Genomic DNA, 13,310 nt, shown 5'->3' on the forward strand with positions numbered 1-13,310 from the left:
CTCAATCAGGGCTAGACCTTTGTCACAAAAACAAATTATCTCAGTTTTTTCAACGTTTTTTTCAGGTAATCTTCAACATTTTCATGATCCGGAACTGTTGTAATCTCTTTAGTCAAAGCCTTTTCAAATTCTGTTTTAGCCCTTTGATAATCTTTAATTTTGTAATAATATTTTCCTACCAAATAATAACCTAACCAAAAGTCAGGATTTAAAGATTGATATTCGTTCGTAAAATCTTCGCTTAACAAAACATTATCTTTCTCAATCGCTTCAATGATTTCTGATTGCATCAATTTATAAATCTCATAATTTTCAAACTCCTGAGAATCCACAAAAGGATCTTTGGCGATATTCAAATTTGACTTCGCCAATTCACCGTTTTTCAATCGTTTATTGGAAAAAATTTCATTCAAATCATAACAGACAAATTCCCCTAACTGATAAGGATTTGAAGAAACCCAAACCAGCTTTTTTTGAGGCGAAAAAATCACCGCATGATGTGCCAACAACTGATTGATTGCCTTTTCATTTCCAAACCCGATCTTCTCGCCTTTCAAACCCGATTTATCTCTTAAAATTGAAGCCATTTTCTCAGGATTCAGTTTTTTATTTTCCTGTAAAAGCTCCTGCAATTTCTCGTAACGATACTTAGAATGGCTTTCTGCAATCTGTTTTTGATTTCTTTTATCATCCTGATAAGCTTCAGATTGGAAATGATTGGTACAAAAAACACGACTTGTATTTTCTACATTATAAACTCCAAAATTATCAGGTGATACTTCAATAATAATCGCATTTTTATCATTCGCACTACTCACCAGAATCGATTCAGAAACGAAAACTTTTCTCTTTTTTGCAATCTCAATTGCTTCATCTATATTCTTTGCATATTGAAGAATTTCCCTTGTCACCAAAGAAATCGGAGTTTTTGCTGTCAAAGGAATTTTGGATTTCCCAGCATTTATGGTCACTGTAATTCCTTCTTTATTCATTCCTGAAACTACGCCAATCATTCCCGGCCAACTTACAGACAGATAAGGAATTCCATTTTCAGGTTCTACAAATTCGACAAGTTTATTTTTAGCAAAATCATCACCAACGTAAAAATCAAAATTTCTTCCGATCAGCAAATCTCCGTCATCCGTATTTTCGTTCCAAACTGCGAGAGAAGTACAGCCAACTACCATCAAATCCTGCATTGCATGACCAATATCGTGCGCTCCGTGCAAATACATGCTTCTCAAAAATTTTGGCGCAATAAAATCATATTTATCCGATGAATATTGGGATAAACCATACAATTCGGCTTGATAATCTTCACGAACATTCAGATACATTTTTCGGTTATACCATTTTAGAAAACCATGCAATAAGTTTTGCTTAAACTTCGACGGAACAAAACCTTCCACTTTTGAAAAGAAAATTTCTTCCTGTTTTTGCATTAGATTTTGCGTCAAAGCTCCGTTGTTATAACCCAATTGCAAAGGATTTCCTTTAATATACAGTTCCCAAAGCTGTTGCCTATTTTTCGTTAAATAATTTTCATTAAAACTAAAAGTTGAATCGTTGATTTTATTAACTTTTGGGATTTCAAGAGAATATTGTTTTACATCAGGAATATGTTTGATAGATTTTCGTATGCCACATGATGTGAGACTAAGAATGAAAAAAAAGAAAAATATAACTTTTATTTTGTGCTGCCTGTCATTCTGACGATAAGAAGAATCTTTACAAATTAATTTAGATTCTTCATTTCGCTTCGCTTCATTCAGAATGACAAAAGACTGCATATTATTTTCCTTCTTCACCTTTATTTTTATTTATCATTTGTGTTAATCTTTCATCAATCAATTCTTTTCCAAGAATTTCCGCACAAGTATTGAACGCTCCGATCGTACAGCCCAAAATCCCATGCATATTCACCGATTGCCCTGTCAGAAAAAGATTATTAATCTTAGTTCTTGGAGAGACCATTGTTTTCAGAGGGTTTTCAGAACTTTTAATGTAACCATACATATTTCCATCGAAACTTCCGATATAATCGCGATAAGATAACGGAGACGATGTGTAAATTTTACTGGTAATCTGTCTTAAATTAGGAATCTTTTTCTCCAAAGCATCCATCATCTTTTCTGCTTTTTCCATCTTGAATTTCTCGTATAATTCCCCCCTTTCATGTTCGTCTGCAATCGTATTGAACGTCCTTTCCCATTCTTTAACTTCCTCAAAATCCATGTAAGAAATTGCTGTTAAACTTTCTGCAAATCTCGGATAATGTTTTGATTGTGTTGAGGAAAGCATATACGTTTCCGGCCAAGAATTTCTATCGTAACGATAAGCATTCCAAACCAATTCTTCATTGGAGTAATGGTAAATATTATAATTAAAATTCGGAAGAATTTGAGGTTTTAAAACAAAATAAACACTGAAACACGAATGAACAGGTTCCCAACTCATGATTCTGTTTAAAAAGGATTTTTTCAGCCTTTCTTCGCCAATCAATTTAATGGTTGAACGAATTTCTATGTTTGAAATAAATTGTTTCGCAAAATATTCTTTTCCTGATTGAGTTTTTACACCCGCTAAAACATTATTTTCCTTAAATAAAAATTCAGAAACTTCAGAATGTTTATGAACTTCCGCTCCATATTCACGAAGCCTGCGAATTAATAATTTTGAGATTTGACTTCCGCCTTTTATGCATTTATAAGCACTTTGGATATAAGAGTTCACCGTCAACGCATGAACGTAAAACGGAACATTTTCAGAATCTCCTGCGTATAAAAAATTTGAACCTAATAAAACAGATTGTAGTTTTTTATTCTGAGTAATAGATTCAATAAATCTTTTGGTATTTAAATGCAGAATCTCTTCATTGTAACTATCTTTTCCAACCAAATTATATCTTGGAAACTGACTGCAAACACGCTGTATTTCTTCGCAATAATCTTCTAAATTTTCTCTTTCTTGCGGAAAATATTTAGCTAATTGTTCAACAAAATTTTCGTAGCCTTGCGCGTGAGGGTATTCAAATTCATCATCTCCGAATGTGATTTTATCGTAACCATCTTCATCCATTTTTTCAAGCAGAAGCTCATCCATAATTCCCAAATATGAAAAATATTGATGAAGATTTTGCCCTTCTGAAAGTCCGCCCAAATAATGAACTCCGGTATCGAAAATAAGTTTGTCGCGGGAAAAAGTCTGCAAATTTCCTCCGTATTGGTTGTTTTTCTCCAGAACACAGACTTTCATACCTTCCATCGCCAAAACAAGCGCCGAAACGAGGCCCCCCAATCCGCTGCCGATTACAAGTATGTCAAATTCTTTTGTCAAAGGAGAAAAGCTGTGTTTTTAATAATTTTAAATTTTAAAACGCAAAGTCCGCAAAGATTTTTTTAACTACTAAATGTTTTTAAGTTCGCAAAGGCGTTAACACTTAGCAAAGACAAAAAGTGGACTTATTACTTACATTTTAAATTCCTCAATTATTAATGTTTGAGTTTAAATATTAGTTTTTTCAGGAGTAAAAGTAGGAAATTTAATCAATATCATCCCAAAAATCGAAGTAATTGAACCATTGAAGGGGATATTTTTTAATCATCGACTCCAAATTTTGAGTATAAGAATTCAAAAGTCCTTGTGCATCGCGTTTTTTGACGTTTTGAGCCACTCTTGCATACAAATGATAATGAAGATTTTTTTCTTTCATTACATACACATAAACGACCGGAACGCCCAATCTTGAAGCAATAAGGAAAGGTCCGGCAGGAAATTTCGCTGATTTTCCGAGTAAATCACCTTCCAAGAATTTAGAACCTTCGAAATAACGGTCGCCTGTAAAACAAATCAGTTCGTTTTTTGACAACGCTTCGTTAATCTCGAAAATATGCGACATATCGTCTTTAACATAAATAAATTTGATGCTGCTTGCTTTTACAGAAACACTTTCCAGATATTCTTTAATGACGGTAACTTCCTGATCTGTAGTCACTAAATTAATCTGACAATCGAAGTCGATATCGGCAAAAAAATGTTCAGCTATCTCAAAATTTCCGATGTGAGCGCTGATTAAAACGCCGCCTTTTTTTTCGGCTAAAAGATTTCTGAGGTTTTCAATTCCGTCGAATTCGTAAGTATATTTTTCTCTTAAGCCAGCAGAAATAGCCGTTTTATCAATTAAAACAGTTCCGAAAGTGAAATAACTTTTAAATAATGAAATTTTTGTTTTCCAATAGCCGTAATTGAGTCTTTTCTGGAAATAATATTGGTAATATTTGTTGCTGTTTTTTTCGAATAAAAAGTAATACAGGGCAACAAAATAAAGGACAAAATATGAACTTCGGATTCCGATATTTCTAATACACCAGACGAAAATTCTGTAGCCCAGAATCGTGCCTTTAGATTTACCTTTCCACTTGTTCATAGTATTAATTTAGCAATGTATCAGTCTAGCAATGTAACAATATTTAAAAATTGATAAACTGCTAGATTGTTCTATTGTTACATTTTTAAGAGTAGATTTTTAATCGATAGTTATGCGTTTTTTTCAGTGATTTTGTTCTCGATTGTCGAATAAAAGTCATCGAATGTGACCATTTTCTTGAAGTCTGCTTCGCCTAATTTCACACCAAAATTAGATTCGATAATGACCACCAAATCAATATAATCCAGGCTGTCTAAGCCCAGTGTTTTTTTCAAGTTAGCTTCATTGCTGATTTCATCGCCATCTACTTCAAATTCATTCACTAGAAAGTCGTTGACGATCGCAACAATTTTTTCCCTGTCCATGTTTTTAATCAAATTTTTTAACAATTAATGCTGAATTTGTTCCCCCAAATCCAAAAGAATTCGACAAAAATACATCAATTTTTTGACTTTTTGTTTCTGCTACCAAATTTATCTTTTTAGCCTCATCATCAGGGTTTTCCAGATTGATATTCGGAGCAATAAAATCGTTCTGCATCATCAGAATCGAATAAATTACCTCACTTGCACCCGCCATCCAGCATTCGTGACCCGTCATGGATTTTGTAGAACTTACAGGAATTTCACTTCCGAAAATTTCATAGATCGCCTTAGCTTCATTCGCATCACCAAGCGGCGTGGAAGTCGCATGAGCATTAATATAATCGATATCTTTCGCCGTTAAACCAGATTGTTTCAAGGCTCTGTCCATTGCTAAAGCGGGCCCGTCAACATTTGGTGTAGAAATATGTCCACCGTTTGAAGAAAATCCATAGCCAACAATTTCAGCAATTATATTTGCACCTCTTTTTTGAGCTGATTCTAAACTTTCAACAATTAAAGAAGCCGCTCCACCACTAGGAATTAAGCCGTCTCTGTCTTTATCAAAAGGTCTTGATGCCTTTGTCGGCTCGTCTTCTCTTACCGAAAAAACGCCCAATCCGTCAAAACTCGCCATCGAATATTTGTTGGTTTCCTGAGCTCCTCCACAAACAATCATGTTCTGAAAACCGTTTTTAATCATCATATAAGCCAATCCCAAAGAATGAGAACCGCTTGCACAAGCTGCACTGATGGTTAAATTAATTCCTCTTAATTTAAAAATCGTAGAAAGATTCATCGTAACTGTTGAGTTCATCGATTTGAAAATCGCTCCTGAACCCATTAAAGTTGTATCTTTTTTTTCTCTTGCAATGTCGATAGATTCCACAACTGCCTGAGAAACACTGTCGTTTCCGTATAAAATTCCGACTTCGTTTTGGTCTAAAAAGTCTTGGTCGATATTTGCCTGTTTTAAAGCATCTAAAGTTGCGATATAAGCGTATTCGCTTTCTTCGCCCATGCTTACACGCTGTCTGCGGTTCAAAAGATTTTTAAGATCCGGTTTCGGAACAACGCCCGTTAATCCCGATCTGAAACCAAATTCTTTTCTTTCGTCCACCAAAACAATTCCGGATTTCCCCTGAAATAAAGATTCTTTCACCTCTTCCAAAGAAGTTCCGATGCAGGAATAAATTCCCATTCCGGTAATTACAACCCTATTTTCCATGTAATGTTCAAGGTTTTAGGTTGCAGATTTTAGGTTGCAGCTAATACCTGCTATCTTATATCTGCTACCTGATTTTATGAATAGATTCCTCCGTTAATATTGATTACTTCACCTGTAATGTATGATGACTTTTTAGAAGCTAAAAATGCTACCAAATCTGCCACTTCTTCTGCTTCACCAAATCGGTTTGCTGGAATCATTGCTTTTAATTCATCTTCATTAAATTCCTGAGTCATATCTGTTCTGATGAATCCCGGGGCAACTGCATTTACAGTAATATTTCTTTTCGCGACTTCCTGAGCCAAAGCTTTTGTCGCTCCAACAACTGCGCCTTTTGCTGCAGAATAATTGGTTTGTCCTGCCGTACCTTTTACTCCGGAAACAGAAACCATATTGATAATTCTGCCGTATTTGTTACGCAACAATTTTTGAATAAAGAAATTCGTTACGTTGAAAAAACCATTTAAACTCGTGTTAATCACAGCGTTCCAATCTTCACTTGGCATCCACATGAATAATCCGTCTCTTGTGATTCCAGCATTATTTACGATAACCTCAACTATAGATTGTGGATTATTTTCCTGCCATTCCGTTAAAACTTTTTGAGTTTCTTCAGCATTTCCTACATCGAATTTCAGAATTTCTCCGGTAGAACCCAATTCTTCCACTTTAGCTAAAGTTTCCTTTGCTGCAGCTTCGTTTGAAGTATAGTTGATTAAAATATGATAATTTTTCTCTTCTGCCAGTTTGATACAGATTGCTCTTCCAATTCCTCTTGAGCCGCCTGTGATGATTGCACATTTCATGTGTTACTTATGTTAGTTTTAGTTTTTTCAAGTATATTTTTCTCCCCCTTAGTTTAAACAATTAATTACCGAAAGTAATTACATTGCTTTTAAATATTTTTTTACTTCCTCCAGATACGGATACATCACCATATCATTTGAGAACGCAGGAATGATCTTTCTTATTTCATCGTACAATTCTTTTGTTGACGTTGAAACCTTATCTTTAAAATCAAGATATTCGATTGCCTGAACGATGGTGATCGCTTCAATTGCCAAAACTTCGAAAGCATTTTCGATTACTTTTCTGCAAATTACCGCAGCGTTTGTACCCATGCTTACAATATCCTGATTATCATTATTATTCGGAATACTGTGAACGTACATCGGATTCGACAACATCTGACTTTCCGCCGTTGTAGAAGTCGCTGTAAACTGAACGCCCTGCATCCCGAAATTGAACCCTAATTTACCTAAATTTACAAAAGGAGGCAAGATTTCGTTGATTTTAGCATTTAAAAGATAATTTAATTGTCTTTCTGCCAACATTGTCAATTTAGTAACAACGATTTTCAACTTGTCCATTTCCAAAGAAATATAATCTCCGTGGAAATTTCCTCCGTGGTAAACATGCTGATCTTCAACATTGATGATCGGATTATCATTTGCTGAATTGATTTCGTTTTCCAAAACCTTTTCAGTGTATTCCAAAGTATCCAAAACAGGTCCCAAAATCTGCGGAACACATCTTAACGAGTAATATTCCTGAACTTTTTCTTTGAAAACTTTTTCCTGCTCTTCAAAGTGAGTATATAAATGGTCGGCTCTTTTTCTGATCAATTTGCTATCAGATAAATGAGCACGCATTTTTGCTGCAATTTTCTGTTGTCCTGCATGAAGCTTTGTTCCATTTAATGCCTCTGATAAATGATCGTCGTAAGCTTGAACAATTTCATTGATTGCACAAGATAATTTAATGGAAATTTCCGTTAACTGATTTGCCTTATGCGCATTTACAACGCCGATTCCCGACATTACCGAAGTTCCATTCATTAAGCCCAACCCTTCACGGATTTCAACCTTAATGGGTTGTAAATTTTCAATCTCAAAAACATCTTTTGTAGATTTTCTTTCTCCTTTATAGAAAACTTCGCCTTCACCGATTAAAACCAAAGCTAAGTGCGCCAATTGAACCAAATCTCCACTCGCCCCAACACCTCCGTGTTCCAAAATCAATGGTGTAATATCTCTGTTAATTAATTCCTTAAGCAAATAAATAACCGACTGATGAACTCCTGAATTTCCAAGAGATAATGTATTCAGTCTTGCCAACATACAAGCCTTAACCTCATCGGCAGGAAGCGGATTTCCGATACCCGAAGAGTGACTTCTGATTAAATTATACTGAAGCTGATGTGTATCTTCATCACTGATTTTAAACTGTGCCATCGGGCCAAAACCCGTATTGACACCATATATTACTTTGTTCTTTGAAAATTCTTTTAAAAACTGAAAACTTTTATCCACTCTGGCAATAAGTGTTTCATCCAGTTCTATATTTTCATTCTCAATAATGATTTTTTTGAAGTCGTTCAGTTTTAAAAAGTTATTTATTTTCATTAATTAAAAAGTAATAAAATATAATTTTGTAAATATTAATTAATTGTCATTAATTTTGCGGCAAAGATAGAAGTTATTATTAAAATAAAAAATCAAAGATGAGCAAAGAATTTGTTGACGTTCTCGTAATCGGTGCTGGACCCTCCGGATGCGTATCTTCTTCATACTTAAAGAAGAACAACGTTAACGTAAAAGTTGTAGAAAAGACAAAATTTCCAAGATTGGTTGTGGGCGAAAGCTTAATCCCGAGAGTAATGGATCATTTTGACGAGGCCGGACTATTTCCTGCTTTGGATAAAATGGGCTTTGAAAAGAAATTGGGAGCTCGTTTTCTTCGAGGAGATCAGGTCTGCATTTTTGATTTTAGTAATAAATTCGGTGAAGGCTGGGACTGGACGTGGCAAGTTCCGAGAGCTGACTTTGACAATGTTTTGGCTCAGGAAGTTATCAATAAAGGTATTGATCTTGAGTTTGAGACCGAAGTAATCGGCATCGAGTTCAATGGAACAGATTCTATCACAACGGTAAAAAATAAAGACGGTGAAACGAAAGAAATTCATGCAAAATTCGTAATTGACTCAAGTGGTTACGGAAGAGTTTTACCGAGACTTTTAGATTTAGAAAAACCTTCAAAATTGTCTCCTCATTCTGCAATTTTCTCTCATGTAGAAGACATTAACAGAGAAGAAGGGACGGAAGGAACTTTGATTTCTTTTGATATTATTGAAACGGAAGTTTGGCTTTGGGTAATTCCTTTTTCGAACGGAAATACGAGCGTTGGAATTGTTGGGCCGACTGAATATATTGAAAAACTATCCGAAAACGGAGATACAGCTGAAGCGTTGAGAAAAGCGATTTCTCTTTCCGATTATTATGTAAAACGTTTTGGAGATGTAGAATTCCTTTTTGAACCGAGACATTTAAAGGATTATTCTTGTTCAGTAAAAAAATTGTACGGAGACGGATTTGCTTTGACAGGAAATGCATCTGAATTCTTGGATCCTGTTTTCTCTTCAGGAATGGCTTTTGCAACCGAAGGCGGAATGACTGCAGCAAAATTAGCTTTAAGACAATTGAACGGTGAAAAAGTCGATTGGCAAACAGAATTCGCAGATTATATTTTATATGGTGTTGATGTTTTCACAACCTACGTGAAAGAATGGTACACTGGAAATCTTCAGGAATTATTTTTCCACCAACCGGAAAATCCTGATGTTAAAAGAAAAATCTGTGCGGTTTTGGCGGGATATGTCTGGAACAAAAAAAATACATTCGTAAGAATACACGACACTGCGATAAAAAATCTTGCGGAATTCATTAAAACTGAAAAGCAAGAACAAAAGTAATCATAAAAAAACGGTCTGAGATTTTCAGACCGTTTTTATTTTATTTTGAAACTTATAAATATAGAATTATCTTAAATCTGTAAATGTAATCGGTTTTCTGCTGTTTGGGTTAAAAACTGCTTTAGACAAAATATCAAATTCAATGATTTCAATTTTCGGACTTACCCTCAGTTTTGCACGGAAATGATCTCTCACTTCACTCACAAAATTTTCAGAATCACTGTCTGTGCTTATTTTAATGATAATTTCATCCAGCCCGATTTCATTCGACTGAATAACGATCTGATAACACAAAATATTGTTGAAATCATTTAAAATATCGTTCATTGCAGGTGGATACAAAGTTGTTCCTTTGTATTTTATCATCTGCTGTTTTCGCCCAATTACCGGACCCAACCTCATCGTATTTCTTCCACACTGGCAAGGTTCGTAATGTGCTTTTACAATATCTCCTGTTTTGAATCTTAAAAGAGGAATAGCTTCAACACCTAAAGTTGTAATTGTTAATTCTCCGCTTTCGCCTTCTTTAACGAGATTTCCTTCGTCGTCAAGAATTTCGGTAATAATTAATTCCGGATGTTGATGCCCACCGATTTGCGCTTCACATTCGGTGAAAGCCGTGCTCATTTCTGTGGAAGCATAGGTTGAGAATAATTTAATATTCCACTTTTCTTTAATTTTTTGAGACAAAATATTATCCGTAAAATCCTGATTTTTGATGCTTTCTCCGATACAAACCGCTCCATAAACGCTGGACTTTTTATAATCAATTCCATGTTTTTCGGCATAGTCGATCATTTTTAATAAAAACGACGGAACGGTAATTAAATATTTTGGTTTATATCTAAAAATCGAATCCCATTGCAATTCGGGAATTCCCGGTCCCATTCTCACAACGCTTGCTCCCATTTTTCTTAATCCTAAAAAATAAGCAAGTCCGGCCATGAATCTTTTATCAATCGTTGTAATCATCTGTACAACATCCCCTTTTTGGATTCCTGCGCAAGCGAAAGAAATTGCTTCGTTGTAAGCCAATCTTTCAAGGTCGTTGTCGGACAATCCAAAAGTTACAGGATCACCTAACGTTCCTGAAGTCGTGCTGTAATCCACAATTTTATCGGGCGTGATACAGAAGAAATCATCGTTATTCTGTTGAATATCATTTTTCGTCGTTGTCGGGATTTTCTGCAAATCTTCCAACGTCTGAATATCCGAAATATTGATATTATTTTCTTTGAATAATCTTTGATAAAAGGGTGAATGAGTTTCAAGATAAGCCAATAATTCCTGAAGTTTTTGCTCCTGAAACTTTTTTATTTCGTGACGATCTGATTTTTCGATTGATGGATAGAATTCCAATGGTTTTTATTTTTAGAAGACAAATTTATTAGTTTATTTTTTATTCTCGCTGATTTTGCAGATTACGCTGATTTATTTTGCCACGAATTCACTAATTTTTATGGATGTTTGCATTTTTATTTTGTGCTTATTCGTGAATTCGTGGCAAGACAGTTTATCGTTGAAAAGTAAAAGTCTGAGTATTGATATTTCCTGCCGTATTAATTGTTGTCACTTTTAATGTATGAGAACCAGAACCTTTCGGGCATTTTTCATCAAAAACATAGACAAAATCATCTTTTACTCTTGCAAAACAAAGCCATTTTCCGTTCAATTCTGCTCGGAAAGATTCGATATCACCTATTTTGGTTGTTCCTTTTAATCGTAATGAATTTATAGTTATCATTGCGCCTTCTTTCCAGCTTGGAGAAACTGCAGGCAAAGAATTATCTATTAATAATCTTGCCGTTCCAAGTCTGTTGAATTGTCCTTCTGCCCAATCACCATTCCATTTTGCTTTGATGATATTTTTATCGCTTCCGTAATTGAGCTCGATAAATGTTTTATCTTTTTCTTCACTGGATAATTTTCTATTGGGCTTAATTTTTAAACTATAAAAATCATGAATCGGAATGTAAGGATTATTTAAAACAATAGCATTTGAAACCGCTTCCGCATCTGGCTTTTCATACATATTAAAGTTAACAGCATCGTAAACTGCATTTTTGCTTAAATTAATTACTGCATTTTCCGTTTTAATTATTTTTGATTCATTTGGAGAAACCGTTTTATTGCTTGATGAAATTTTCTCAGAAGAATTACTCAACTGAATTTTTGTCGTCAATCGACTTGTATTTCCATTGACATCTTTTAAAATAATTTCAATATTGTGAACTTCATTATCTGAAAGATTGATAACTCCGTCCGAACCCGAACTATAATTCGGCAATTTCATTCCCGGTAAGTTTGATAAATGTTGAATGCTCATTTTGTCACGAACAAATTTTGTAAAATCTACACAACCGTTGATGTAACGTGTATCATTGTAATGAATTCTATCAATTTTAAAACTGTAAACTGATTTTCCATCTATTAATAATTCGGCATCGTAAATTCCTAAGTTGAAACCATGATTGGCTTTGTCGACAGCTTTTATACCAAAACTTATCTGAGGAGAATTCACCTGAATTACGTTTGAAGTATAAATATTTCCTGTTTTTTTCACAGCAATTCCATTCGCTCCGGGTTCGTATGTGCTGAAACGACGGTCATACCAATACAATCCACTGATAATCGGAGCAATTCCATCAGGAATATTAAATCCGAAAAGCAAAGGATTGATACATTCTTCTGTTTTTGTATCCCTGATTTCAAAATGCAAATGCGGTCCCGCCGAACCTCCTGTATTTCCACTTAATGCAATTAATTGTCCTTTTGTTACAGGAAACTGATTCGGTGAAAAACTGATATCCTGTTCCCATTTTTCATCTTTATATTGTTGATTTTTTACGTACTCATCGAGCTTGTCGAAATATTTATTTAAATGTGCATACACTGTTGTATAACCATTTGGATGAGTGACATAAACAGCATTTCCGAAACCGTAACGCTCTACTTTTATTCGGCTTACATAACCATCTGCTGCGGCAACTACAGATAAGTTTTCCTGACTGTTGGTTCGAATATCCAATCCCATGTGAAAATGATTGGAACGAACTGCCCCGAAATTGGCAGCGAGATTTATGGAAATATTTAAAGGATTTCTGAAATAACCTTGTGGATAATTTTGAGCAAATATTGTAATGCTATTGATAAGACAAATAAGAATTATCAATCTGGAAAAACTTTTCATACAAATGGTTTTAAGTGTTATTTTAAAATTACGAAATTTTTATTGATGATAATTATTTTCTCTCGCAGATTTTACGGATGACGCAGATGATGATGGACATTTTTATTGCCACGAATTCACGAACGAGGCTGCTGATATTTGTTTACACGTTTTGAGATCTTATATAAGTGGAACAGCTCTGTGAAACTTAAAAAAGCTTTACCGTAAAAACTTAAGGGGTTTTGTGTTCATGACATTTATGGAAATATTAGTACCATTTATGTTTAAAATTCAATTCAAAAAAGACAAATTTCACAATTCACAATTCACAAAAAATGAATCCTAACATTTATATTTCTGAAACAGAACTTTTT

At 34.5% G+C, this 13,310-nt stretch carries 10 protein-coding genes; 1 reads left to right on the plus strand and 9 read right to left on the minus strand.

Annotation, left to right across the window (positions count from 1 at the left end; translation table 11 throughout):
* Nucleotides 1-35 precede the first annotated feature (35 nt).
* The 7 genes from OXQ85_RS11040 to OXQ85_RS11070 all read right to left on the minus strand — a co-directional run bounded on the left by OXQ85_RS11040 (nt 36) and on the right by OXQ85_RS11070 (nt 8,421).
* On the minus strand, nt 36-1,808 hold the full coding sequence (locus tag OXQ85_RS11040; protein WP_267404501.1) for a C45 family peptidase: 1,773 nt from the start codon (nt 1,806-1,808) through the stop codon (nt 36-38).
* Nucleotides 1,792-3,336 (minus strand): NAD(P)/FAD-dependent oxidoreductase, encoded by a 1,545-nt coding sequence (locus tag OXQ85_RS11045; protein WP_267404503.1) that lies wholly within the window; start codon nt 3,334-3,336, stop codon nt 1,792-1,794. Before OXQ85_RS11045 ends, OXQ85_RS11040 begins: the two co-directional genes overlap by 17 nt.
* A gap of 205 nt (nt 3,337-3,541) precedes the next feature.
* Nucleotides 3,542-4,426: a lipid A biosynthesis acyltransferase gene (locus tag OXQ85_RS11050; RefSeq protein WP_267404505.1), complete on the minus strand. Its 885-nt coding sequence runs from the start codon at nt 4,424-4,426 to the stop codon at nt 3,542-3,544.
* Between the two features lie 110 nt (nt 4,427-4,536).
* Nucleotides 4,537-4,791, minus strand: coding sequence for a phosphopantetheine-binding protein (locus tag OXQ85_RS11055; protein ID WP_267404507.1), 255 nt, complete (start codon nt 4,789-4,791; stop codon nt 4,537-4,539).
* 4 nt (nt 4,792-4,795) lie between these two features.
* Nucleotides 4,796-6,016: a beta-ketoacyl-[acyl-carrier-protein] synthase family protein gene (locus OXQ85_RS11060; RefSeq protein WP_267404509.1), complete on the minus strand. Its 1,221-nt coding sequence runs from the start codon at nt 6,014-6,016 to the stop codon at nt 4,796-4,798.
* Between the two features lie 74 nt (nt 6,017-6,090).
* Nucleotides 6,091-6,822, minus strand: coding sequence for a 3-oxoacyl-ACP reductase FabG (gene fabG / locus OXQ85_RS11065; protein ID WP_267404512.1), 732 nt, complete (start codon nt 6,820-6,822; stop codon nt 6,091-6,093).
* 78 nt (nt 6,823-6,900) lie between these two features.
* Nucleotides 6,901-8,421 carry an aromatic amino acid ammonia-lyase gene (locus OXQ85_RS11070; RefSeq protein ID WP_267404515.1) on the minus strand — a complete coding sequence of 507 codons (1,521 nt, stop codon included), beginning with the start codon at nt 8,419-8,421 and terminating at the stop codon, nt 6,901-6,903.
* Nucleotides 8,422-8,519: 98 nt separating this feature from the next.
* On the opposite strand from OXQ85_RS11070, the gene OXQ85_RS11075 reads away from it, so the two are divergent.
* Complete coding sequence (locus OXQ85_RS11075; protein WP_267404517.1) at nt 8,520-9,767, plus strand: NAD(P)/FAD-dependent oxidoreductase; 1,248 nt, start codon at nt 8,520-8,522, stop codon at nt 9,765-9,767.
* 66 nt (nt 9,768-9,833) lie between these two features.
* On the opposite strand, the gene OXQ85_RS11080 is transcribed toward OXQ85_RS11075, so the two are convergent.
* Nucleotides 9,834-11,126 carry an AMP-binding protein gene (locus OXQ85_RS11080; protein ID WP_267404519.1) on the minus strand — a complete coding sequence of 431 codons (1,293 nt, stop codon included), beginning with the start codon at nt 11,124-11,126 and terminating at the stop codon, nt 9,834-9,836.
* Between the two features lie 154 nt (nt 11,127-11,280).
* Nucleotides 11,281-12,957 (minus strand): M23 family metallopeptidase, encoded by a 1,677-nt coding sequence (locus OXQ85_RS11085; protein WP_276590701.1) that lies wholly within the window; start codon nt 12,955-12,957, stop codon nt 11,281-11,283.
* Nucleotides 12,958-13,310 lie beyond the last annotated feature (353 nt).

The organism is Chryseobacterium sp. GM_Chr_2, assembly GCF_026540445.1.
Taxonomy (GTDB): domain Bacteria; phylum Bacteroidota; class Bacteroidia; order Flavobacteriales; family Weeksellaceae; genus Chryseobacterium.

What these genes read in the sequence shown, in the direction of transcription:
- OXQ85_RS11085 (WP_276590701.1), bottom strand. Translation starts at nt 12,957, where the DNA reads ATGAAAAGTTTTTCCAGATTGATAATTCTTATTTGTCTTATCAATAGC.
- OXQ85_RS11050 (WP_267404505.1), bottom strand. Translation starts at nt 4,426, where the DNA reads ATGAACAAGTGGAAAGGTAAATCTAAAGGCACGATTCTGGGCTACAGA.
- OXQ85_RS11055 (WP_267404507.1), bottom strand. Translation starts at nt 4,791, where the DNA reads ATGGACAGGGAAAAAATTGTTGCGATCGTCAACGACTTTCTAGTGAAT.
- OXQ85_RS11060 (WP_267404509.1), bottom strand. Translation starts at nt 6,016, where the DNA reads ATGGAAAATAGGGTTGTAATTACCGGAATGGGAATTTATTCCTGCATC.
- OXQ85_RS11070 (WP_267404515.1), bottom strand. Translation starts at nt 8,421, where the DNA reads ATGAAAATAAATAACTTTTTAAAACTGAACGACTTCAAAAAAATCATT.
- fabG (WP_267404512.1), bottom strand. Translation starts at nt 6,822, where the DNA reads ATGAAATGTGCAATCATCACAGGCGGCTCAAGAGGAATTGGAAGAGCA.
- OXQ85_RS11075 (WP_267404517.1), top strand. Translation starts at nt 8,520, where the DNA reads ATGAGCAAAGAATTTGTTGACGTTCTCGTAATCGGTGCTGGACCCTCC.